Origin of the sequence: Acinetobacter sp. IK31, assembly GCF_035615195.1 — a bacterium.
Lineage (GTDB): Bacteria > Pseudomonadota > Gammaproteobacteria > Pseudomonadales > Moraxellaceae > Acinetobacter > Acinetobacter calcoaceticus_C.
The window spans coordinates 370,276-394,827 of the sequence record NZ_JANBOB010000030.1 but is presented as its reverse complement, the minus strand read 5'-3'; the positions used below and the strand labels follow the sequence as shown (position 1 = coordinate 394,827).

The following is a 24,552-nucleotide window of genomic DNA, read 5'->3' as shown; positions in this document are numbered from 1 at the left end:
CACTTTAAATAAGATTCAAAATTAGATTTATAGTGAATCTCAAATTAAAGGCTTCCAGCTATTCATAATAGAATAAGAAGCTTATGGAAGCCTGAAATCTGACTAATAATTTAGAATGTATTTTGAATAATTACATCATCAAAAGGAAGTTTACCCACACGTGGGTACGGTTGAGATGCTGATTTACCAACGGCAATCATTAAACACACCACGTGGTCTTCAGGTAAGTTAATTAACTTCGCCATCGCATCAAAGTCAAAACCATCCATTGGGCAACTGTCTAAACCATGCTCTTGAGCAAGAAGCATTAAGGTCTGAGCAAAAATACCCGCACTACGCATCACTTCGTCACGTTGGGTTTGTGGGCGGTCGCGGTAATATTGATCAATTGCGCCTACCATAATATTTTGTACTTCAGGAGAAGCCCCATCCCAAACACGTTTAGCATCGGCTTCCCACGAGCTTACTTTCGCGCATAACACAATCAGTAAAGAAGCTTCGGTAACTTGTGGCTGGTCCCACGCAATGGTACGAATTTTTTGTCTGAGTTCAGCGTCTTCAATCACAACAGGGCGCCAGTGCTGCAAATTAAATGCACTTGGTGCATTTGCTAAAACTTCTTGTAATAACTGTTGCTTATTTTCTTCAGAGAGTTGAAATGATGGGTCGAAGCGTTTAATTGCGCGGCGTTGCTGAATAGCATCAATAACGTTCATAAGACATTCCTATTTGTTGGTTTAACCGTTTTAAAAATAACGAAGTAATGTTTAGCGGTGGTTCTGATTAAACTTAATTAATCTAGCAATATCGATGGTTCTCTCGAAAATGAGTTCTGATGCATGTTCGCAAGCTTGTTCTAATGTGATTGGACCGTTTGTCAGTGAAAAAGCAGCCGTAACGCCGTGTTGATAAAGCGCTTGGTAGCCTTCGCCTAAAGTGCCTGCAATCACAATAACAGGTATATTTTTCATTTTCGCGACTCGACTCACACCAAAAACTGTTTTGCCATTTAAAGTCTGTCGGTCAAATTTGCCTTCACCCGTAATGACCCAATCTGCATTAGAGACTTTATTGGCAAGCTGATTGAGTTCAGCTACAACTTCGACCCCAGCTTTAAACTCTGCATTTAAAAAACTTTTAGCAGCAAAACCTAACCCCCCAGCCGCACCAGAACCAGCTTCATCTCTTTTATCGAAACCGAGCAATTGTGCCGAGACATCCGCAAAATGGGCAAGGGCTTGGTCAAGTAGTTGTACTTGAGCAGGGGTAGCACCTTTTTGTGGACCAAAAATATGTGATGCACCATTTGGACCACAAAGTGGATTTGTGACATCGGCAGCCAATAAAAAACGTGTCTGGTGAATACGCTGGTCGAAATGAGTTAAATCAATTTTTGACAATGTTTGTAAAGCGAGACTACCATCGGGTAAAAGGTGTTGGTTCGAGTCTAATAGCGATGCACCTAGTGCAGTTAATAAACCAGTACCACCATCATTGGTTGCACTACCGCCCACAGTTAAAATAATTTCTTTTGCACCTACGTCTAAAGCTTCCCTAATGAGCTGGCCCGTTCCAAATGTTGTGCTTTGGCATGCATCACGTTCTGACGGTGGAACTAGCTGGATACCACTCGCTTGAGCCATTTCAATTATGGCTATTTTTTGTTTTTCTAACCAACCCCATTTTGCCTGAACAAGTTGACCCAACGGGCCTGTTACTGTTTTTTCACGCCACTGGCCATCGCAGACTTCTAATATTGCTTCAATTGTGCCTTCACCACCATCTGCCATAGGACATAAAATCGTTTCGGCTTCAGGGAAAACCTCATTCCATCCTTTGGCAATTGCCTGAGCTACATACAACGCAGATAGGCTGTCTTTAAAAGAGTCAGGGGCAATTACGACCTTCATAAGTTCTCTAAATTTGATTTCTTTTCAAATAATTTATACTGCTTAAAGCAATAAAAGCCTAGCTAAAGTCTTGTAAATTTCAGTGTGGAATGTAATTAGGGGCCGTTAAAAATATAAAAGTAATTATGTTTTTATCTGTAAAAATTAAATCTTATAGATTTTAACTTTTTGTTATTTATTGAATTTTTAAAAATTATGGATGGGCTTAGAATAATTGTAATTGTAACGGATATGGCACATATTATAACAAGAGATGAGTCTGCTTTTGCAAAGTCATGGATAAGATAAAAAGCAAACCCATGTTATTAATTAAGAGATGAGTTAACTAATTTTACCATAATGAAAATGCGACCAAATGGAATGAGCTGATCTCGAAAGTATAACGAAGAGGATGAACAAGTGGATAATTCAGAAGAACAAAAGCATATACAAGAAAATAATGGCTTTGCGCGAATTGAACCCTACACGCATCCTGCTGGGGGATGGGGTGCGTTACTCAGCGTTGCTCGAAATTTAAAACGACAAGATATTTTAAAAAAAGGTTCTATTACTTTACTCAACATTAACCAACCAACAGGTTTTGATTGTCCGGGCTGTGCATGGCCCGAAAAGAAAAATGCTCATGCCTTTAATTTCTGTGAAAACGGCGCAAAAGCGGTTGCATTTGAAGCGACCAGTAAAACAGTGACTCCTGAATATTTTGCAAACCACACATTAAGTTGGTTATCAGAACAAAGTGATTTTTTTCTTGAAGATTTAGGTCGCTTAACTGACCCAGTCCGCTACGATGCCGCAACTGATAAATATGTACCTATTTCATGGGATGAGGCATTTCAACTCATTGCTAAACATCTGCATGCGTTAGACCATCCGGACCAAGCTGCATTTTATACGTCGGGTCGCGCCAGCAATGAAGCTGCGTTTTTATATCAATTGTTTGTACGTAGTTTTGGAACAAATAACTTTCCAGACTGTTCGAACATGTGTCATGAAACCACAAGTGTCGGTTTGCTTGACTCAATTGGTTTAGGCAAAGGCACGGTAACGCTGGATGATTTTGATTTAGCCGATGCTATTTTTAGTTTTGGACACAACCCAGGAACCAATCATCCACGTATGTTAGGAACTTTACGAGAAGTCTCTAAACGTGGCGGAAATATTATTGCGATTAACCCAATTAAAGAGAGAGGGCTTGAGCGTTTCCAAGACCCACAAGCACCACTTGAAATGATGACCAATGGTAGTACACCTATTAGCCGTTATTATTTCCAGCCTAAAATTGGTGGTGACTATGCCTTGATGTTAGGCATTTTAAAGCACTTAAATGAGTGGGATAAAAAAGCCATTGCTTCAGGAAAACCAAGCGTTTTTGATCGAAACTTTATTGCTGTGAATACTATTGGTTTTGATGAAATGATTGCTGAGGTTGAAAGGACTGAATGGCAAGATATCTATAAACACTCAGGGCTATCTGCCGAACATCTGGAAAAACTATCTAAACTGTTTTTAGAGTCAGAGCGTTCGATTTTCTGTTGGGGAATGGGGATTACCCAACACCGCCACGGAACTGCCAATGTTCATATGTTAGCGAACTTGTTATTGGCGCGAGGTCAAATTGGCCGACCAGGTGCGGGATTATGTCCAGTTCGAGGCCATAGTAATGTGCAAGGTGACCGAACCATGGGCATTAATGAGTTACCTAATCCTAAATTACTCGACAACATTGACCGTGTGTTTGGGATTAAATCACCAAGAAAAAATGGTTTTGGCGTGGTTGAAACGATTAAAGCGATGTATGAGGGTGAGGTCAAAGTCTTTATTGGTTTAGGGGGCAATTTCGCGGTTGCAACCCCAGATACGCCGTATACCCAAGAAGCGCTTAAAAAATGTAATTTAACGGTACATGTAGCCACTAAGTTAAATCGTAGTCACTTGATTTGTGGTCAAGATGCGTTGATTTTGCCGTGTTTAGGGCGGACGGAAATTGATGAGCAACTTCATGGTCCACAGGCGATTACTGTTGAAGATTCGATGAGTAATGTTCACTTGTCGGCAGGACGTAATACTCCAATTTCTGAAAATATTTTATCGGAACCAGATATTGTGGCAAGAATGGCAGAAGCCGTGTTGCCGGACAGTCAGGTTAAATGGAAATGGTACATTGAAAGTTATGACCGTATTCGTGACTCAATCGCCGATGTGTTTGATGAGTTTCATGACTTTAATTTACGGGTCTATGAACCAGGCGGTTTCCACTTAGAACATCCAGCCAATCAACACGTCTGGAATACAAAAAGTGGTAAAGCCCAATTTATGATTACACCACTGAATGAAGTCTATAGCGATAAAGAAAATCAATATGCCGCGGCCTATACGGATAGTAAGGTTTATACCTTAATGACAACCCGTTCCCATGATCAGTACAACACAACTTTATATGGTCTTGATGACCGTTACCGAGGGGTGTTTGGGCAGCGCCGTGTGTTGTTTATGAACCAAGCCGATATTGATGAAGCTGGTTTTGAAGCGAACCAGTGGGTCGATATTGAAAGTGTTTTCTCAGATGGTGTTAAACGTATCGTGCATAGTTTCCGTATTGTACCGTACAACATTCCACGGGGCAGTTTAGCCGCTTATTATCCGGAAACTAATCCTCTGGTGGCATTAAGTAGCCATGATCAATATGCCAAGATTCCTGCATCAAAAAGTGTTCCTGTCATTTTGCACGCAGGCAATGCGCCTGAGCATTTTAATCTGGCAACGGCAGTTGACCCCGAAGATGCTGACAGAAAGGTGAGCAGTCTTTAAGTGCAACAGTCTATTTAATATTAAAACTCATATCCGAATGGCGCTAATTCCAAGCGCCATGAACTAAAAATAAGGATGTTATTTTGACACCGCATTTATATGGGGTTGAAACCTTAGAAGTACAGCGCTTCAAAAAAACTGAATCTGAAATTGCATTAGACAATATTGTTCAAGAACACCCGATTGCTTTGGTATATAACGGTATTTCTCACGCTGTGATGATGGCAACGCCTACCGATGTGAGCTTATTTGCAAAAGGATTTAGTCTGTCTGAAGGGATTTTAACGAGTTTAAAAGAACTCTACGCCATTGAGGTACATCAACGTGAATTAGGCATTGAAGTTGAAATGACGATTTCATCTAGGGCGTTTGCGACTTTAAAAGAACATAGAAGAATGATGGTGGGACGTACTGGTTGCGGTTTATGTGGAATTGAAAGTTTAGAGCAGTTTCATCTCGATGTTCCTAAAATTACAACTCGATTTTCTAAAGCATGGCTTGAGCAAATTCCGATGGCTATTTCTCACTTAAAGAATCGGCAAGAAATTACCGCTTTAACGGGAGGGGCACATGCCGCAGCTTGGGTCGTTGAAGGTCAAATCATCGCATTATTTGAAGATGTGGGACGCCACAATGCTTTAGACAAATTGCTCGGTTATTTAGCCCAAGAAAACTATGATACAAGTTCTGGTTTTGTTGTCATGACGAGCCGTGCAAGCTATGAATTAATTCGTAAATGCGCTCAGTTGAATATCGGTTTACTAGCATCAATTTCCGCTCCAACCAGCATGGCCATTCGGTTAGCAAAAATATCGGGTCTAACTTTGGCTAGTTTTTGTCGTGGGGATGGCTTTGTTTTATATACCGAATTATGAAGCCTTAAAAGAACCATTAAATAAACTCTCATTAAAAAAATGATCAAAAAGATAGAAATTTACATTTCTATTTTTTCTAATTTTAAGCTAGGCGGGAGTTTTATACTTTATTATCAGACTTCGGTAGGTCGGAGTGTGTCCCAATGTCTTGGTTGCAGTCTCTAAAAGATTGGGCAAAACATCTAAAAAAACAAATTATTATGTTGTGGTTTGCATCGAAGCACCCGCAAATGCCGTGGCTACCAAAAATTATTGCTGTTGTAGCGGTTGCCTATGCTTTTAGTCCCATTGATTTAATTCCAGATTTTATTCCTGTTTTGGGATTACTTGATGAGGCTTTAATTTTACCAATACTCATTTGGTTGGCTGTTCGCTTTACGCCTAAACATGTCATTTTAGAGGCAGAACAACAAGCTGAAGACTGGCTTGAACAACAAGAACGCCGCCCTCAAAATTATTTGGTCGCTGTGTTGATTATTCTAGTTTGGATAACTTTGGCTGTGATGGCTTATTTCTATTTTGGCGGTGATTTATAACTCATAAACGTTAAAAATAGAGAATACTAATTTCAAGGCATTAACATTGTACTTTGCTACAACTCAAAGGATAATAACGTTTTTATAAGCTATGAGTTGCAGACAATGAAAATCGTCGCAGATGAAAACTTGGCATTTACCGATTACTTTTTTTCAGAGTTTGGCGATATTCAACACCATGCAGGGCGTACTTTAACTCATGCAGATGTAAAAGATGCAGAGGCTTTATTGGTTCGTTCGGTAACAGCAGTTAACGAGAGTTTAATTCGAGACACTTCAATAAAATATGTAGGTAGTGCCACAATTGGTACCGACCATTTAGATATTTCAGCTTTAGAAAAACAAGGAATTACGTGGGCCAATGCAGCAGGTTGTAACGCGCAGGCAGTTGCTGAATATGTCATTACTGCTTTACTGCATTTAGATGCCAACCTCCTAGAACAAAAAGAAAAATTTACCCTAGGCATTGTTGGGCTTGGAAACGTCGGTAAACGTTTGGCATATATGGCTCAGTTGCTTGGCTGGCGTGTGATTGGCTTTGACCCATATGTACAGTTAGATTCGATTGAGAATGTAAGCTTAGAAATGCTCTTGCGACAAGCGAATGCAATTTCAATTCATGTGCCTTTAACTAAAAATGGTGAGCATGCGACTTATCATCTTTTTGATGAGCAAGCATTTGCAGCACTTCAACCGAACACGATTTTAATTAATAGTGCGCGTGGCCCAGTCGTTAAAGAAGCGGCTTTAATCGAAGATATTCAACGTACAAAACGAAAAGTTGTGCTCGATGTGTTTGAACATGAGCCAGTCATCTCAGAAGAGCTTATAGACATGTTGGCTTTAGCGACACCGCATATTGCTGGTTACAGCCTCGAAGGCAAAGCCCGCGGTACGCAAATGATTTATGAAGCGTTTTGCCAAAAGTTTGGTTTCGATATAAATAAGCGTTTCGAAACACAATTGCCTGCGTGCGAAGATTATTTTTCAGGTAATGATTTAAAGGCTGTGTTAAAGCAAAAATTAACTCAAATTTATGATATTGCTCAAGATGACGTCAATATTCGTGCTTGTATTAAAGACGGCAAGGTTGAGCAAAAAGCATTTGATTTATTACGTAAGAACTATCCGCTGCGTCGCGAGTGGGCAGCACATGGAGGGCCGCAGGCATGAGTTTAAGTTATCAACCTACTTGTTCAATTGATGCCTTAAAAGCTCGTGCCAAGCTCTACACCCAAATCCGCCAGTTTTTTGCAGAACGTGGCGTCATGGAAGTTGAAACACCGATTGTTTCACAAGCAGGTGTCACCGATGTGCATTTAGCTTCTGTTCAGGCTTTGCGTCATATCAATGGGAAATTGCAAACTCAATATTTACAGACTTCACCTGAGTTTGCCATGAAGCGATTATTGGCAAGTGGTAGTGGGCCGATTTACCAGATTTGTAAGGTTTTTCGAGATGATGAACACGGGCGTAAACACAATAGTGAATTTACGATGCTTGAATGGTACCGCCCGAGTTTTGATCTAAAAGCTTTAATGCATGAAACCGCCGATTTATTGCAAAGCTGTTTGCAGCATCGTTATGGTGAAGTTCGTCCGTTTATTCTAAGTTATAAACATGCCTTTCAGGACCGTTTAGACATTAACCCATTACAAGCAACTTTGAAGCAACTCAAAGAAACTGCAAACCGTGTTGGATTAAACCTTGATTTAGGTGACGACCGTTTAGCTTATATCGATTTGTTATTTTCACATTTTGTTGAACCAAGTTTAGGGTTTGATGCACCTGTCTTTTTAAATGACTTTCCACCAGAAATGGCATCTTTAGCGAAGGTAAAACTCGATGAAGATGGGGAAGATGTTGCTGCTCGTTTTGAGGTCTATATTGAAGGTTTAGAGCTGGCAAATGCCTATGACGAATTGCTTGATGCAGAAGTTTTACGTTCACGCTTTGAAGCAGATAATGCCGAGCGAGCTAAGCAGGGTCTGCATATTATGCCTTTAGATGAACACCTATTAGCTGCTTTACCTCATATGCCAGAATGCTCAGGAATTGCTTTAGGCGTAGATCGTCTATTAATGGTTGCAATGGACCAGCTTCAAATTGAAAAAGTGATTACATTTCCAGCAGACATTGCTTAAAAACTAACAAATAAAAAAGCCACAATATTGTGGCTTTTTTATTTAGAGCTTATTCAGCTTAAGCTTGTTGAATACCTGCAACAACCCAGTCTTGCTGAGAGCCAGCAGGTTTAACAAAGTGCCAGATTTCAGCAAATGGCTGTGGCAAGCTGTTTAGATCTTCACTCACTGTACCAGTGAAACGTACGCTTACTACGTATTGACCATTTTCAGTCGCACTATCGACAACCATCGCATTGAGGTTACTAAACTCGGCAACATCTTGATCTTGGTTTTCCATGATGTCGTTATACATAGAAGTATAAAGTTCTGGCGTTAAGTAACGGCGAATTTCTTCAATGTTACTTGCAGTATTCATCGATTGGATGTGGTTAAAACGTTGACGTGCAATACGCAAGAAAGAAGCTGGTTCACTACCGTCTGGAAGTTGATTGCCATTACTGGTCGTTACACCGCCAAAAGGAGCTTGGGTTGCAGCACCACCAGTCACAGACTGTCCAAAGATATTTGTATTATCTCCAGCATTACGTGGTGTCGCTTGTGGTGCAGCAGAACGGCCAAATGGATTTTGACCGCCATTGTTTGGTGCGTATGGGTTATTAGCCGTTAGTTTTTTTTTTGATCCCAATTTACGGAATACAAAGAAAGCTAAAGCAGCTGCAAGTAACACCCAAATCCAGCTCGGGATACCACCTTTTTTCTCTTGTTGAGCTTCAGCCTGAGTGGCTTGCTGTTCAGTTGATGTCGGTTTGTCATCAGCTAAAGCATTTGCTGCAACAGCACCTACGGCAGCACCAGCTACACCAGCTGCAACCATTGAGCCAACACCTGGACCTGATCTTTGAGGTGCAGTGGCTGGTTGTTGAGCTGGAGTCACTTGACGAGGTTGTTGATATGACTGGCTTGACGTAGTAGAGCGTGCCATACCGTGGCTTTTACCACCACCCGCACGTTTAGCTTCAGCAAGAGGAGAAATTGCTAAAGCAGCCATTAAAATACCGCTAATCAAGCCACGCTGGTGTACTTCCATAGGAAATTCCTGTTTAAAATTAATTTACAATAGTATTTATGCAGGCATTTACCCTAAATTTCAACTATAAAAGTATATTTTTTATGTCAATTCATCACTCAATTGCATAGCTTCGGTCAAGGCTTCATGCAAACGGGCAACGGCAATGACCTGAACCCCTGGAATTGCTTTTTGCGGCGCATTGCCTCTTGGTAAAATGACATATTTAAAACCATGTTTAGCCGCTTCTTTTAAACGCTCTTGGCCATTAGGAACTGGGCGAATTTCACCAGAAAGACCAACTTCGCCAAAAACCGCAAGCTGCTGTGGTAAAGCCTTAGTACGTAAACTTGAAGCACATGCTAATAAAACTGCTAAATCTGAACCTGTTTCAGTAATTTTTAAGCCACCTACAATATTTACATAGACGTCTTGTCCTGTTGTCTGGACGCCTCCGTGACGGTGCATGACAGCAAGAAGCATGTTTAAACGGTTTTGTTCAAGACCTAATGCGACACGACGTGGTTGGCCTTGTGCATCGTCAACCAATGCTTGTACTTCGACTAAAAGAGGGCGAGTACCTTCACGGCTAATCATGACGATTGAACCCGGAATCGCTTCATCATAACGACTCAAAAAAATAGCAGAAGGGTTAGCAACTTCACGTAACCCTTTATCTGTCATCGCGAATACACCCAGTTCATTGACTGCACCAAAACGGTTTTTAACTGCACGAATCATTCGATAGCGTGAGTCGGATTGACCTTCAAAGTAAAGTACACAATCCACCATGTGTTCTAAAACACGAGGGCCTGCAAGAGCACCTTCTTTAGTGACATGACCAACAAGAAATAGTGCCGTACCACTATTTTTTGCATAACGTGTAAGTAATGCAGCAGATTCACGAATTTGAGAAACACCACCTGGCGCCGATTGAAGGGTTTCGGTGTAAAGTGTCTGAATAGAATCTAAAATAGCCACAGCAGGCTTTTCTTGTTCTAGAACCTCACAAATTCGTTCTACGCAGGTTTCGGCCATGGCCTTTAACTTGTCAGTAGGTAAATCAAGACGTTGAGCACGAAGAGCAACCTGAGATAACGATTCTTCACCCGTAATATAAAGTGCGGAGCTTTTCGCGCTTGCCATATGGGTTGCTGTTTGTAACAGAATGGTCGATTTACCAATACCAGGATCACCACCAATCAGTACGACTGAACCGGTAACTAAACCTCCGCCAAGTACACGGTCAAATTCGCTAATACCTGTCTGTAAGCGGGTTTCATGGGAAACTGAGACTTTATTGAGTGTTGTAATATTGGCGGCTTGGCCTGCATAGCCCCCAGTTTTGGGGCGTGCTCGGTGCGCAGTGGTTGGTTCAAGTCTGACTTCGGTCAGGCAATTCCATTCACCACACTCTGAACATTGACCTGCCCATTTAAGATGATCGGCACCACATTGCTCGCAACGGTAAATAGTTTTGACTTTACTCATAAAAAATTGAAATTTTGCTCGATATTATATAAATATAGTTCTATAGAGAGTCCTTAGCTCTTTTTCCTAAATTTTTCATGTAAAAGATTAGGAATTAGAAAAGCGGAGCTTTTTAGGAACTAAAAGGGAAAGACATCAAAAATAACACGATATAGGATTTTTACAAGTCAGATAGAGTTTGTTTTCAGTGGATATAAAAAATCTAATCTATCCCCAAGGAAGGTGTTTTTACTAACGTATATATCTACCTGTTTATTATAGAGATGGCATGGATATTGCTGAAGTAAAAAACGAACAAAATAATATGAGTATTGTATTTTAAAAATACAAAAGGTTGATATCTATGAGTGCAGCAGAAATTGTTGATTGGGTAAATAGCATAATCTGGAGTAAAGGACTGATTTACTTGTGCTTAGGCGCTGGTTTATTTTTTTCTATTTTGACTAGATTCGTTCAAGTACGCCAAATGAAAGAAATGGTAAGGTTATTAATAAAAGGAACTTCTTCAGAACAGGGGATTTCATCTTTTCAGGCGCTTGCAGTTTCACTATCAGGACGTGTAGGTGTTGGTAACATTGCAGGTGTCGCGGCAGCAATTGGTTTTGGTGGTCCTGGTGCTGTCTTTTGGATGTGGCTAGTAGCATTTCTAGGAGCAAGTACAGCATATGTTGAATCGACATTAGGCCAAATCTATAAGGTTGAATATCAAGGGCAATACCGTGGTGGTCCAGCTTTTTATTTTGATAGGGGGTTAGGACAACGCTGGTTAGGAATCGTGTTTGCTATTGCTGCGATTATTTCTTGTGGTTTGTTTTTACCAGGTATCCAAGCAAATGCTGTAGGTAAAGCTTTTACTCAGATTACAGGTGAAGGCACAATTATTTTTGGAGATATTGGATTATTTAAACTTGTTGCACTTGCTGTAATTGTAAGTTTACTTGCCATCATTATTTTTGGAGGAATCAAGCGGATCGCACGTTTTGCTGAGTTCGTGGTGCCATTCATGGCTGCTGGATATATTTTAATGGCTGTCATTATTGTAATTGCCAATATCCATGAACTCCCTGGAGTAATTAAATTAATTTTTGAAGATGCTTTTTCTCCTATGGCGGGTCTTGGTGCGGCGATTGGCTGGGGAGTAAAACGTGGTGTTTATTCAAATGAAGCAGGTCAAGGAACAGGTCCTCACGCAGCGGCTGCGGCTGAAGTTCAGCATCCGGCTCAACAAGGATTTGTTCAAGCATTTTCAATTTATGTGGATACTTTATTTGTTTGTTCTGCTACAGCATTCATGATTTTAATCACAGGGATGTATAATGTACAAGGGACCTTAGAAGCAGGTCAATTTATTGTGCAAAATGTTGGAGCTACAGTTGAAATTGGTTCTCCTGCATTCACCCAAATGGCTGTTAGTACAATGTTTGGTAATTTTGGCCAAATTTTTGTGGCTTTGGCTGTTTTCTTTTTTGCTTTCACAACAATTGTTGCTTACTACTACATCGCGGAAACTAACATTACTTATCTAAGCTATATTACAAAATCTCCATCACTATTATTTGTGGTTAAGTGCTTTATTATTTTATCGGTATCTTATGGTGTGCTTAGTGCAACTGGTTATATATGGGGTATTGGTGACATTGGTGTAGGTTTAATGGCATGGATCAACATCGTTGGTATTATTGTGACTTATTTTATATGGAAACCTACTATTAAAGCATTGAAGGATTATGAGGCACAGCAAAAAGCTGGAGTAACAGAATATACATTTGATCCTATTAAATTAGGAATAAAAAATGCGACATTCTGGGAAGAAAAATTGAAAAATAAACAAAAATAGAATTTCAGAAATTTAGTTTATTTAGTTATTAAATTCTGGAAGGGTAGTCTTAGGACTACCTTTTTTATTTGTATGAAAGAATGAACTTGTCAGACAAAAGTTGACTTAAAAGTGCGTTGTTTTGAAATGAGCTTGTGCGTATTATCGGCCATAATTGTATGTAGCTTGAAATCATCGGCAATACAGACAAAAATTGGTTAGCTGAAAAGTTGTCAAAAAATATACATTTAAAAGATACCTGCAAATGGTGCGATATCAACTTTTTGATTTGATTTTGGCTAACGGACTAAAAAAATTACTGGAGTGTATTCATAAGATGTCGAATCAAAATTTGAGTGAACCTCATGAACAAGGTGAACTCCATCGTAGCCTTTCCAATCGGCATTTACAGCTGATTGCGATCGGCGGTGCAATTGGTACCGGATTATTTATGGGATCAGGTAAAACCATTAGCCTTGCTGGTCCATCTATCTTATTTATTTATCTGATTATTGGTTTAATGGTGTTTTTTGTCATGCGTGCGCTTGGTGAACTACTCCTTTCAAATTTGGCCTATAAATCATTTATCGACTTTACAACAGATTTAATTGGCCCATGGGCAGGTTATTTTGTAGGGTGGACTTACTGGTTATGTTGGATCACGATTGGTATTGCTGACCTTTCCGCGATTATCTATTACTTACAATTCTTTAATAATGGTCTGCCTTTTTCGCCTGTCGAAGGAGCAATGATTAGTGTTGCGGCTATTGTCTTTATTATGGGTTTAAACCTGTTAACAGTACGTCTATTTGGTGAGTTAGAGTTCTGGTTTGCTCTCGTTAAGATCCTTGCAATTGTCATTTTAATTGCTGTGGGTTTATGGATGATCTTTACTGGTTTTACCTCTACTACAGGTGAAGTTGCTTCATTTACTCATCTTTGGGCTAACGGTGGTTTCTTCCCAACTGGTGTGAATGGTTTCTTAGCAGGCTTCCAGATCGCGATTTTTGCTTTCGTTGGTGTCGAGCTTGTTGGAACAACGGCTGCTGAAACTAAAGACCCAGCACGTAATTTGCCAAAAGCAATTAATTCAATTCCAATCCGTATCATTATTTTCTATGTGTTGGCACTATTGATCGTCATGTCAGTAACACCATGGAACAGAATTGATCCAAGCATCAGTCCATTTGTGAACTTGTTTAGTCAGGCAGGTATTGCTGCAGCGGCAATCTTGATGAACTTAGTCGTGTTGTCATCTGTAATGTCATCAATGAACAGTGGTGTATTCTCAACCAGCCGTATGTTATTTGGTCTATCGCGTGAAGATCAGGGACCAAAAGCTTTTGGTAAACTTAACAAACGTGCAGTCCCAGCAAATGCATTGTATTTCTCTGCTGCGTGTTTATTGTTAGGTGCAGCATTACAGTATTTTGTACCAAATACTGTTGAAGCCTTTACGCTTGCGACGACACTCTCAACTATTTTGTTTATTTGTGTGTGGTTACTCATTATCTGGAGTTATATCCGTTATTACACTACACGTCCTGAGTTACATGCTAAATCAACATTTAAATTGCCGGGTGGTTTATTTACATGCTGGATCACGATTATTTTTTTCATTGGCATGATTTATGTGTTGTCTTTAGAAGCAGATACTGCCAGAGCACTTAAAATTAGCCCGATCTGGTTTGTGATCCTGATTATTGGTTACTACTTTTTCTATAAACCGCGCCATAAAAAATAAGTTTTTTCTTGGTACTAATCAAACGCTGGCTGAAAAGCTGGCGTTTTTTTATCGATATTGTTTTTCCTGGTAAGTTTACTCTTTAGCCGTTTGCCTGATCACGGTATACTGCACCGAATTGTTTAAATCAGGTGCTCAGATGCGTCGTGCCATTTGCCTCATCAGTTTATTGAGCAGCAGTATTGTGCTTACCGCTTGTGGTCAGTCAGGAGTATTGCAATTACCTTCTGATCCAAATTATGACAAACGTGCAAAATACTTGCTCTATCGTAATAACGAATCGAAACAAGCTGTGCAAAAACAAGATGAAGCTGAACAACCAGTTGAATCATCATCAGCTCCAACCCAAACAACATCACCTTAAGCTTTGAAATAAGGACACCTTCATGAGTTTCACCCGCATTAATGGAGTATTGCATGCAGAGCAATGTTCTCTCGAGCAGCTTGCGCAGCAATTTGGCACACCGTTGTATGTTTATTCAAAAACAGCTTTTGAAAAACATTATTTAGATATGGACCGTGCCTTTAACTTTATTGATCATCAAATCTGTTTTGCGGTGAAATCTAACTCAAATTTAGCTGTTTTGAATGTGCTTGCAAAACTCGGTGCGGGTTTTGATATTGTGTCTGGTGGTGAGCTTGCTCGTGTTCTCAAAGCTGGCGGAGATGCATCTAAAGTTGTCTTTTCGGGTTTAGGTAAAACAGAAGTTGATATTGAAACTTCATTAAATGTGGGTATTGCTTGCTTTAATGTAGAGTCTTATGCCGAACTAGATCGTCTTCAAAAAGTTGCGGCTCGTTTGGGTAAGAAAGCTCCGATTTCTTTACGTGTAAATCCTGATGTAGATGCAAAAACACATCCTTATATTTCAACAGGTCTTAAAGAAAATAAATTTGGTATTCCAAGTGATACCGTTTATGAAACCTATCAATATGCAGCGTCTTTACCAAACCTTGAAATTATTGGGATTGACTGCCACATCGGTTCGCAATTAACTGAGACTAAGCCATTTGTTGATGCTTTAGACCGTGTCATGTTGATGATCGATGAATTGAAAAAACTTGGCATCAATCTTAAACATATTGATATTGGTGGCGGGTTAGGTGTTTGTTATAAAGATGAAACACCACCAAGTGTTGAAGAATATGCCAATTCAATGAAACCTGCTTTAGAAAAATTAGGTCTCAAAGTTTATATGGAGCCGGGCCGTAGCATTAGTGCAAATGCAGGTGTGCTTTTAACAAAAGTTGATTTGCTTAAACCAACGAGTCATCGTAATTTTGCCATTATTGATGCTGCAATGAACGATTTAATTCGTCCTGCATTATATGAAGCATGGATGGATATCCAGCCTGTGGCGCCAAGTTCAGATACTGAAGAAAAAACTTGGGATTTGGTGGGTGCAATCTGTGAGACAGGTGATTTCATCGGTAAAGACCGTTCATTGGCTTTAAAAGAAAATGACTTGTTAGCTGTACTCGGTGCAGGCGCTTATGGTTTTGTAATGAGTTCAAATTACAACACACGTGGACGTGCTGCTGAAGTGATGGTGTCAGGTGATAAAGCTCATTTGATTCGTGAACGTGAAACAGTTGAATCCCTTTGGGAAAAAGAACGTTTATTGCCAGAGGAGTAAATGAGATGTTATTAGAATTTACTAAAATGCATGGCTTAGGCAATGACTTTATGGTGGTTGATCTGATCAGCCAACGTGCTTATTTAGATACAGAAACAATTCAACGCTTAGCTGACCGTCATTTTGGTATTGGTTTTGACCAACTTCTAATTGTTGAACCACCAGATTTACCAGAAGCAGATTTTAAATATCGTATTTTTAATGCTGATGGTTCTGAAGTTGAACAGTGTGGTAACGGTGTCCGTTGTTTTGCTCGTTTTGTACATGAACGTCATTTAACGAGCAAAACCAATATTACTGTTCAAACCAAAGCCGGTATTGTGAAGCCAGAGCTTGGGCAAAATGGTTGGGTACGCGTGAATATGGGTTACCCAAAATTCTTGCCGAACGAAATTCCATTTGTTGCTGAACAGCCAGAAGCTTTATATACACTTGAGTTAGCCAACGACCAAAATATTAGTATTGATGTGGTCAATATGGGCAATCCTCACGCCGTAACGATTGTGCCTGATGTGCTCACAGCAGATGTCGCGGGTATTGGTCCACAAGTTGAATCACATAAACGTTTTCCTGAACGTGTTAACGCAGGATTTATGCAAGTAATTGATGAAAACCATGTGCGCCTTCGTGTATTTGAACGTGGTGTAGGTGAAACACTTGCATGCGGTACAGGTGCTTGCGCTGCTGCGATAAGTGGTATGCGCCGTGGTTTACTTGCCAACTCAGTGGAAGTTGAGCTTGCTGGCGGTAAGTTACAAATTGAATGGCAAGAAGGCGATGTGGTCTGGATGACTGGTCCAACAACCCATGTGTATGATGGGCGTTTGGATTTACGTTATTTCCAAGGCTAATAGCGTTACCTAAATAGAAGCCTCTTTTCATCAGCTAAACTGATAAAAGAGGCTTTCTTTTATATGTACAATAATATTTGATTTAACTACTTTATAAGAAATATGAATAATTTAATTTTCTTACCCGGTGCCTCAGGAAGTACTACATTTTGGCATCCATTAATTGAAAAACTACCTCAGCATTACCATACAAAAATTATTGGTTATCCGGGCTTTGGATATACACCAGAATCTGTAGAGGTTAAAAATTTTAAAGATTTAACAAACTATGTTCTTAATCAAATTAATGATGAGTCTGTAATTATTGCTCAATCTATGGGAGGAATTTTTGCTGTTGCCGCAGCGTTGCAAAAACCTCAACTGGTTAAAGGACTGGTCTTGATTGTAACTTCCGGTGGAATCGATCTCTCTGCATTTAATATTCAAGATTGGCGTGAAGCATATCGCCAAGCCTTTTTAAAATATCCAGATTGGTTTGTTACTACCAATATTAACTACGAAGAATTTTTGTCAGATATAAGCGTCGAAACTTTACTAATTTGGGGCGACCAAGATCCAGTGAGTCCAGTTGAAGTGGGGCAATATTTAAATCGAAAGTTTGAAAATTCGACGTTATATGTTGTTAAAGGTGGGGACCATCAATTAGCAGAAAAACATGCCGATGAAGTTGCAGTCCAAATAGAAAACTACTTAAAAAAATTAATGTAAATTTTTAACTATTATTTAGCGTGCTTTATATCAGCACGCTTTTTAGATTTATCTTTTACTCAAAGCCAATTTCAAAGCAAATAACACAAAAATACTGCCCGTAATTCGGTCCATATATTTCACAAATTTGGGTTGTTTAAGATAACGTGAAAGTGGCTGCATGGCTAAAATTAATAAAATTGACCATAAGGTTCCAATCACCACATGAATCATCACAAGCCCCATAATCCAAGTGACAGCCGATGCTTGCGGTGGAATAAATTGGGGAAGAAATGAAATATAAAAAATGCCGACTTTCGGATTAAGTAAGTTACCCAAGAAACCTTTAATAAACCAATTCTGTGAAGGTGAAGTGTTTGAATTATTATTTTGTATTTCTGCAAGTTGAGTACGTGGTTTTAAAATCATATTCAAACCCAGCCAAGCTAAATAAGCAGCTCCCATCCATTTCAATATATTAAAAGCTAAATCAGAAGCCATGAGCAAAGCCCCCAGACCACAAGCAACCACAATTCCCCAAGCAATACAGCCAAGACTAATACCTACTGCCGCTTGGAATGCTCTAGATTTACCTTCGAGTGTGGCGGTACGAATAATTAACGTTGTATCCAGACCAGGTGTAAGGGTAAGTAGTGTAATCGCAATTAAGTAAGGAAGGAGTAAGGTAGTCATGCAGCAAGGTTCCGACAAATACTTGAGGTAAAGTGTAATACATATATAAGGTAGTTAGTTGTTATGCTGTACGATCTCAATTTTCCTGATCAACTACTTTTTGGTACACTGAAAAAATAAAATGAGCAAATAAATGGAGAGCAATTTGGATTTTGCATTACAACTGCTCTCAATGTGGTTAAAAGAAAGAAAAATTCAGAACCAGTCTGAGCACACGATTACTGCTTATGAAAGAGATGTTAAAAGCTTTCTTGAGTTCTGTGATCTCAAACAAATTGATTTAAGAAATGTCGAAGCTTCAGATTTACGTGAATATTTGGCCCAGCGTGTTGAGCGGGACCAGTTAAGTTCAAGCAGTATGCAGCGCCATCTCACCTCAATTCGCCAGTTCATGAAATGGGCTGAACAAGGAAAATATTTAGAAATTAACCCGACTGATGATTTTAAGCTAAAACGTCAGCCTAGACCTTTGCCCGGTATGATCGACATAGAAACAGTTAATCAAATTTTAGATCAACCTATGCCTGAAAAACCGATTGATCAGCAACTGTGGTTACGTGATAAAGCCATGTTGGAGTTACTTTACTCAAGTGGTTTGCGTCTGGCAGAGTTGCAGGGATTAACAATTAAAGATATAGATTTTAATAGGCAACTGGTACGTATTACGGGTAAAGGAAATAAAACCCGTATTGTACCGTTCGGGAAAAAGGCGAAAGAAAGCCTATTGAATTGGCTAAAAATTTACAAAATATGGAAAGGCCATTTTGATCAAAATGCTTTTGTTTTTATTTCTCAAAGAGGTGGCGTGTTAACTCCGCGACAAATTGAAAAACGTGTAAAGCTGCAAGCGCAAAGGGCCGGCGTGAATGTAGATTTACATCCTCATTTATTAAGACATTGTTTTGCTAGTCATATGTTATCAAGTAGTGGTGATTTGCGATCAGTACAAGAAATGTTAGGTCATAGTAATTTGTCCACCACACAAATTTATACACATATTGATTTTGATCATTTGGCGCAAGTCTATGATCGAGCTCATCCAAGAGCGCAAAAGAATGAATAGATTTAAAAACTATCTTAATAATAAAGTTGACTAAAATGGCAAGTCTTATACGAATGTAGACATCATTTGTATTTTATTAGAAATTTGTTTAAGAAAAATAGGGAAAATAGTCAAATTGACCATTTTGATCTTTGGATATTTTGTCGGTACCCCTGAGTCAAAAACATCTAATCTCGATTATTTAAAGGCGATCTTATGTTTCTGACTAATAAGCTAAATAAGATAAAAAGATAATAAAAATCAATACATAAAATAGAGTGTAAAAAGAATGAAATAGCACCTAATAAGGCATAATATTTTTTTTATGAACTGGGCATTTCATCTTTTTTATAGCAGTAGCGGAAATTGTGACTTGACCGAAATGCCAAACACATTGCAAGATAGGGTACCTAAAAAATTTTAATTGAAGAGTTAATATACTTTTCTCAACATTTACTTTTGCTAGAACAGCCGAGGATTACATGAAGGCTCTTGTTGCTGTAAAACGCGTGGTTGATGCCAACGTCAAAGTTCGTGTTAAGCCGGACAATAGTGGGGTTGACCTTACTAACGTTAAAATGTCAATTAACCCATTTTGTGAAATCGCAGTAGAAGAAGCGGTTCGCTTAAAAGAAAAAGGAACAGTATCAGAAATCGTTGTTGTTTCTGTTGGTCCTAAAGAAGCTCAAGAACAAATCCGTTCTGCAATGGCTTTGGGTGCAGACCGCGGTATTTTGGTTGAAACCACTGATGAAATTGGCGCTTTAGAAGTTGCTAAAATTTTAAAAGGTGTTGTTGATGCTGAAAAACCAGAACTTATCCTTCTTGGTAAACAAGCAATTGATGATGACTCTAACCAAGTAGGTCAAATGCTTGGCGCATTATTAGGTGCGGGCCAAGGTACATTCGCTTCTGAAGTGAAAGTTGATGGCGGCAAAGTACAAGTAACTCGTGAAGTTGACGGTGGTTTACAAACTGTTGAACTGGCACTTCCAGCAATCATTACAACTGATTTGCGTTTGAATGAGCCACGTTATGCAGCATTGCCTAACATCATGAAAGCTCGTAAGAAGCCACTTGATACTAAATCTCCTGCTGATTATGGCGTTACAGCTGGTACTAAGCTTAAAACTGTTAAAGTTGAAGCTCCAGCAGAACGTAAAGCTGGCGTACAAGTGAAGTCTGTAGATGAGCTTGTTGAAAAATTGAAAAATGAAGCGAAAGTGATCTAATACGGAAGGATAAAATCATGAGTATTTTAGTTATCGCTGACCACAACAACCAAGTACTTAACGGTGCTACTTTAAACGTTGTTGCTGCAGCACAAAAAATCGGTGGTGATATTACTGTATTAGTTGCTGGTTCTGGTGCTCAGGCAGTTGCTGATGCTGCTGCTAAAGTTGCTGGTGTAAGCAAGGTTTTACTTGCTGACAACGCAGCTTATGCAAACCAGTTAGCTGAAAACGTAGCTGCTTTAGTTGCTGATTTGGCTAAAGGTTACAAATACGTATTAGCTGCTTCTACAACAACTGGTAAGAACATTCTTCCACGTGTTGCTGCTCTTCTTGATGTAAGCATGATCACAGACATTATTTCTGTTGAATCTGCGAATACATTCAAACGTCCGATCTACGCTGGTAACGCGATTGCGACTGTTCAATCTGACGAAGCAATCATTGTTGGTACAGTTCGTGGTACAGCATTTGATCCAGTAGCTGCTGAAGGTGGTTCTGCTGCGGTTGAAGCAGTAAGTGAAGCGAAAGATGCAGGTATTTCTAATTTTGTATCTGAAGAAATCGTGAAACTTGACCGTCCTGAATTGACTGCTGCTCGCATTGTTGTTTCTGGTGGTCGTGGTGTAGGTTCTGGTGAGAACTACCATAAAGTACTTGACCCATTAGCTGACAAGCTTGGTGCAGCACAAGGTGCTTCACGTGCGGCAGTTGATGCAGGCTTTGTACCTAACGACTTCCAGGTTGGACAAACTGGTAAGATCGTTGCACCTGACCTTTATGTTGCTGTAGGTATTTCTGGTGCGATCCAGCATTTAGCTGGTATGAAAGATTCTAAAGTTATTGTTGCAATCAACAAAGACGAAGAAGCGCCAATCAACAGTGTTGCTGACTACTGGTTAGTTGGTGATTTGAACACTGTGGTACCTGAGTTGGTATCTAAACTTTAATCCTTACTGGTTAAAGTCAAAAAACCCTTAGTTTTTACTAAGGGTTTTTTTATTGTAGAGATGGATGTTGAGGACTAAATTGGATTTGTTATCTCATTTTAGGTTTGATTTTTATAGAATAAAAATCACATAGTTTTAATAAGGTGAACCTATGCTCATTACAGCGATATGATAAGAATAATATGCAATTAAATTATACAAATATCACCAGATTGACCCTGTAGATTCAGTACATTCCAAAGCGCTTTTGTGCTATACTATACAGCTATATTTTTTTCGACTTTAGTTCAGTTTTCGGAACTAAATTTTTTGCAAGATCAAGACATATAAGCAGATGGAAATTTCTATCTGTAAGAAGGAGTATGCATGAGCGTATCGGAAATCCGACCGATTGCCATTGAGGATGAACTCAAGCATTCATATTTAGATTACGCAATGAGTGTAATCGTATCTCGTGCATTGCCGGATGTGAGAGACGGTCTAAAACCTGTTCACCGTCGTGTGCTATTTGCCATGCACGAATTGGGCAATGACTATAACAAAGCCTACAAGAAATCTGCACGTGTTGTTGGGGACGTAATCGGTAAATATCACCCTCATGGTGACTCAGCTGTTTATGAAACCATTGTACGTATGGCTCAAGACTTTAGCTTACGTTATTTATTGGTAGATGGTCAGGGTAACTTCGGTTCGATTGATGGTGATAGCGCAGCTGCAATGCGTTATACCGAAGTCCGTATGACGAGACTGGCGCACGAACTTCTTGCAGATCTAGAAAAAGACACTGTTGACTGGGAAGATAACTACGACGGATCTGAGCGTATTCCTCAGGTGGTTCCGACACGTGTTCCAAACTTGTTAATTAATGGTGCTGCTGGTATTGCTGTTGGTATGGCAACCAACATGGCACCACACAACATGACAGAAGTTGTGAATGCATGTTTAGCCTATGCAGACAATCCAAATATCTCGATTGAAGGATTGATGGAATATATTACTGGTCCTGATTTTCCTACAGGCGGTATTATTTACGGTAAATCAGGTATTGTTGATGCTTACCGTACAGGTAAAGGCCGACTACATATTCGTGGTAAGTACCATTTCGAAGAAGATGAAAAGACGGGACGTACAACGATCGTCTTTACCGAAATTCCATATCAAGTCAATAAAGCAAGAGTGATTGAACGTATTGCCGAGTTGGTTAAAGAGAAAAAACTTGAAGGTATTTCAGAACTTCGTGATGAGTCTGACAAAGACGGTATGCGTATTGCGATTGATTTAAAGCGTGGTGAAAATGCTGAGATCGTTGTCAATAACCTGTTCTTAAATACGCAGCTTGAAAACTCATTCAGCATCAATATGGTTTGCTTGGACAATGGCCAGCCAAAATTGATGAATCTGAAAGATATTATTGCGGCATTTATCCGTCACCGCCAAGAAGTAGTGACACGCCGTACCATGTTCGAATTGCGTAAAGCACGTGAACGTGGTCATATCTTGGAAGGCTTGACTGTTGCCTTAGCCAATATTGATGAAATTATCGAAACCATTAAAACTTCTGCTAACCCGGCTGAAGCGCGTGAGCGTTTACTTGCTGGTGAGTGGGCCGGTGGTGGCGTTGTTTCTTTACTAGAAAAAGCTGGTGCAATTTCTGTACGTCCAGATGAAATTGAAGGGGAAAACCCAGATCGTCCATTTGGCTTATCTGAAACGATTTACCGCCTATCTCCAACGCAAGTGGGTGCAATTCTAGAATTGCGTTTGCATCGCTTAACGGGTCTTGAACAAGACAAATTACATGCAGAATACACTGAAATTTTAGGTCAAATTGCAGAACTTACGGCAATTCTTAATGATTTCAATTTATTGATGGCTGTAATTCGTGAAGAGTTAGCGCAAGTTTTACAACAATATGGCGATGCACGTCGTACTGACATTATCGAATCTCGTATTGATTTCAGCCGTGAAGATTTAATTCCGGAAGAACAAGTTGTACTAACAGTTTCACAAACAGGTTATGCAAAAACTCAACCGCTTTCAGACTATCAGGCTCAGCGCCGTGGTGGACGTGGTAAGTCTGCAACCTCAATGAAAGATGATGACTTTATTCAACATCTCATTGTAGCTTCAAACCATGCGACTGTGCTGTGCTTTACTAACGTAGGTAAAGTATACCGTCTTAGAGTGTTTGAAGTGCCTCAAGCATCACGTGGTGCAAAAGGCCGCCCAATTGTGAACTTGTTGCCTTTAGATGCGAATGAAACAGTAACAGCGATCTTGCCGCTAACACAGTTCCTTGAAAACCATTACGTATTTATGGCGACAGCTTCGGGTACTGTAAAACGTGTTGATTTGGAACAGTTTGCTAATATCCGTTCAAATGGTTTACGTGCGATTGAACTCAATGAAGAGGATACCTTGATTGGTGTTGCGATTACTGATGGTAATCAGCAAATCATGTTGTTCTCAAATGAAGGTAAAGCAATCCGTTTTGCAGAAACTGATGTACGTGCAATGGGGCGTACAGCTAAAGGCGTTCGTGGTATGCGCGTTAGCATTGCAAGTAGCATGTTAACTGAAGAAGATGCAGACGTCGTTGAAAATGATGCATCAGATGATAATGAAGATTCAACAGATTTAAATGTAGTTAGTCGTATCGTTTCACTTGTAGTCGTGCCTGAAACAGGTGAGGTTCTGTGTGCAAGTGCGAATGGTTATGGTAAGCGTACGCCTGTAAATGACTTCCCTACTAAAAAACGTGGTGGTAAAGGCGTTATTGCAATTAAGACCAGTGAACGTAACGGTGAGCTTGTAGGTGCTGTTTCTATTGATGAAACTAAAGAACTACTGCTTATTTCTGATGGCGGTACTTTGGTTCGTACTCGTGCAGTAGAAATTGCAATGACTGGGCGTAATGCACAGGGTGTTCGTCTGATTCGTTTAAGTGAAAAAGAAACTTTAGTTGGTGTTGTATCAATTGCAGCCGTTGAAGATGAAGAAGAGTTTCTCGAAGGAGAAGTTGATACTTCAGAATTAGATGGTGAAGAAGCAGTTTCTACGAATGACGATGCGTCAGAAGAATAAGTAGAACTTAAATAAAAAAGGAAGCGTAAGCTTCCTTTTTTAT

At 39.7% G+C, this 24,552-nt stretch carries 20 protein-coding genes; 15 read left to right on the top strand and 5 right to left on the bottom strand.

Features of this window, described 5'->3' with window-relative positions; genetic code table 11:
- Window positions 1-110 precede the first annotated feature (110 nt).
- Window positions 111-716 (bottom strand): nitroreductase family protein, encoded by a 606-nt coding sequence (locus tag MSG66_RS15320; protein WP_133972155.1) that lies wholly within the window; start codon window positions 714-716, stop codon window positions 111-113.
- A gap of 51 nt (window positions 717-767) precedes the next feature.
- Window positions 768-1,910: a glycerate kinase gene (locus tag MSG66_RS15315; protein ID WP_324654519.1), complete on the bottom strand. Its 1,143-nt coding sequence runs from the start codon at window positions 1,908-1,910 to the stop codon at window positions 768-770.
- 399 nt (window positions 1,911-2,309) lie between these two features.
- Between MSG66_RS15315 and MSG66_RS15310 the strand changes: the two genes are divergently transcribed.
- From MSG66_RS15310 to epmA, 5 genes are all read left to right on the top strand, one after another.
- Window positions 2,310-4,718: an FdhF/YdeP family oxidoreductase gene (locus MSG66_RS15310; RefSeq protein WP_324654518.1), complete on the top strand. Its 2,409-nt coding sequence runs from the start codon at window positions 2,310-2,312 to the stop codon at window positions 4,716-4,718.
- An 83-nt stretch (window positions 4,719-4,801) separates the two neighbouring features.
- The gene (gene fdhD / locus MSG66_RS15305) at window positions 4,802-5,593 is read left to right on the top strand and encodes a formate dehydrogenase accessory sulfurtransferase FdhD (protein ID WP_324654517.1); all 792 of its coding nucleotides are present in this window, start codon (window positions 4,802-4,804) and stop codon (window positions 5,591-5,593) included.
- Window positions 5,594-5,736: 143 nt separating this feature from the next.
- Complete coding sequence (locus MSG66_RS15300; protein WP_042898514.1) at window positions 5,737-6,129, top strand: YkvA family protein; 393 nt, start codon at window positions 5,737-5,739, stop codon at window positions 6,127-6,129.
- Window positions 6,130-6,234: 105 nt separating this feature from the next.
- The gene (locus tag MSG66_RS15295; RefSeq protein ID WP_324654516.1) at window positions 6,235-7,302 is read left to right on the top strand and encodes a 4-phosphoerythronate dehydrogenase; all 1,068 of its coding nucleotides are present in this window, start codon (window positions 6,235-6,237) and stop codon (window positions 7,300-7,302) included.
- Window positions 7,299-8,273 carry an EF-P lysine aminoacylase EpmA gene (gene epmA / locus MSG66_RS15290; RefSeq protein ID WP_324654515.1) on the top strand — a complete coding sequence of 325 codons (975 nt, stop codon included), beginning with the start codon at window positions 7,299-7,301 and terminating at the stop codon, window positions 8,271-8,273. Before MSG66_RS15295 ends, epmA begins: the two co-directional genes overlap by 4 nt.
- A 58-nt stretch (window positions 8,274-8,331) precedes the next feature.
- Here epmA and MSG66_RS15285 read toward each other — a convergent pair whose 3' ends face one another.
- On the bottom strand, window positions 8,332-9,303 hold the full coding sequence (locus MSG66_RS15285) for a Tim44 domain-containing protein (RefSeq protein WP_202743068.1): 972 nt from the start codon (window positions 9,301-9,303) through the stop codon (window positions 8,332-8,334).
- Window positions 9,304-9,384: 81 nt separating this feature from the next.
- Window positions 9,385-10,773, bottom strand: a complete 1,389-nt coding sequence (radA, locus tag MSG66_RS15280) for a DNA repair protein RadA (RefSeq protein ID WP_003650164.1) — start codon at window positions 10,771-10,773, stop codon at window positions 9,385-9,387.
- A gap of 343 nt (window positions 10,774-11,116) precedes the next feature.
- Here radA and MSG66_RS15275 point away from each other — a divergent pair, with 343 nt between their 5' ends.
- The 6 genes from MSG66_RS15275 to MSG66_RS15250 all read left to right on the top strand — a co-directional run bounded on the left by MSG66_RS15275 (window position 11,117) and on the right by MSG66_RS15250 (window position 17,529).
- Window positions 11,117-12,610 carry an alanine/glycine:cation symporter family protein gene (locus MSG66_RS15275; protein WP_005045747.1) on the top strand — a complete coding sequence of 498 codons (1,494 nt, stop codon included), beginning with the start codon at window positions 11,117-11,119 and terminating at the stop codon, window positions 12,608-12,610.
- 316 nt (window positions 12,611-12,926) lie between these two features.
- Window positions 12,927-14,333: an amino acid permease gene (locus MSG66_RS15270; protein WP_133972171.1), complete on the top strand. Its 1,407-nt coding sequence runs from the start codon at window positions 12,927-12,929 to the stop codon at window positions 14,331-14,333.
- A 139-nt stretch (window positions 14,334-14,472) separates the two neighbouring features.
- Window positions 14,473-14,697, top strand: coding sequence for an LPS translocon maturation chaperone LptM (lptM, locus tag MSG66_RS15265; RefSeq protein ID WP_262472542.1), 225 nt, complete (start codon window positions 14,473-14,475; stop codon window positions 14,695-14,697).
- Between the two features lie 22 nt (window positions 14,698-14,719).
- On the top strand, window positions 14,720-15,970 hold the full coding sequence (lysA, locus tag MSG66_RS15260; protein ID WP_324654514.1) for a diaminopimelate decarboxylase: 1,251 nt from the start codon (window positions 14,720-14,722) through the stop codon (window positions 15,968-15,970).
- Window positions 15,971-15,975: 5 nt separating this feature from the next.
- Complete coding sequence (gene dapF, locus MSG66_RS15255) at window positions 15,976-16,821, top strand: diaminopimelate epimerase (protein ID WP_042898521.1); 846 nt, start codon at window positions 15,976-15,978, stop codon at window positions 16,819-16,821.
- A gap of 102 nt (window positions 16,822-16,923) precedes the next feature.
- Complete coding sequence (locus MSG66_RS15250; protein WP_324654513.1) at window positions 16,924-17,529, top strand: alpha/beta hydrolase; 606 nt, start codon at window positions 16,924-16,926, stop codon at window positions 17,527-17,529.
- Between the two features lie 48 nt (window positions 17,530-17,577).
- Here the strand turns inward: MSG66_RS15250 and MSG66_RS15245 are convergent, their stop codons facing one another.
- Complete coding sequence (locus MSG66_RS15245) at window positions 17,578-18,201, bottom strand: LysE family translocator (RefSeq protein WP_324654512.1); 624 nt, start codon at window positions 18,199-18,201, stop codon at window positions 17,578-17,580.
- A 172-nt stretch (window positions 18,202-18,373) separates the two neighbouring features.
- Here MSG66_RS15245 and xerA point away from each other — a divergent pair, with 172 nt between their 5' ends.
- The 4 genes from xerA (at window position 18,374) to gyrA (ending at window position 24,509) form a co-directional block, all read left to right on the top strand.
- Entirely contained in the window at window positions 18,374-19,264 is an 891-nt protein-coding gene (gene xerA, locus MSG66_RS15240; protein WP_133976193.1) for a site-specific tyrosine recombinase/integron integrase, read from the top strand.
- Between the two features lie 461 nt (window positions 19,265-19,725).
- Window positions 19,726-20,475 carry an electron transfer flavoprotein subunit beta/FixA family protein gene (locus MSG66_RS15235; RefSeq protein WP_003650176.1) on the top strand — a complete coding sequence of 250 codons (750 nt, stop codon included), beginning with the start codon at window positions 19,726-19,728 and terminating at the stop codon, window positions 20,473-20,475.
- A gap of 17 nt (window positions 20,476-20,492) precedes the next feature.
- Window positions 20,493-21,425 (top strand): electron transfer flavoprotein subunit alpha/FixB family protein, encoded by a 933-nt coding sequence (locus tag MSG66_RS15230; protein ID WP_016137313.1) that lies wholly within the window; start codon window positions 20,493-20,495, stop codon window positions 21,423-21,425.
- Between the two features lie 366 nt (window positions 21,426-21,791).
- The gene (gene gyrA, locus MSG66_RS15225) at window positions 21,792-24,509 is read left to right on the top strand and encodes a DNA gyrase subunit A (protein WP_262472551.1); all 2,718 of its coding nucleotides are present in this window, start codon (window positions 21,792-21,794) and stop codon (window positions 24,507-24,509) included.
- Window positions 24,510-24,552 lie beyond the last annotated feature (43 nt).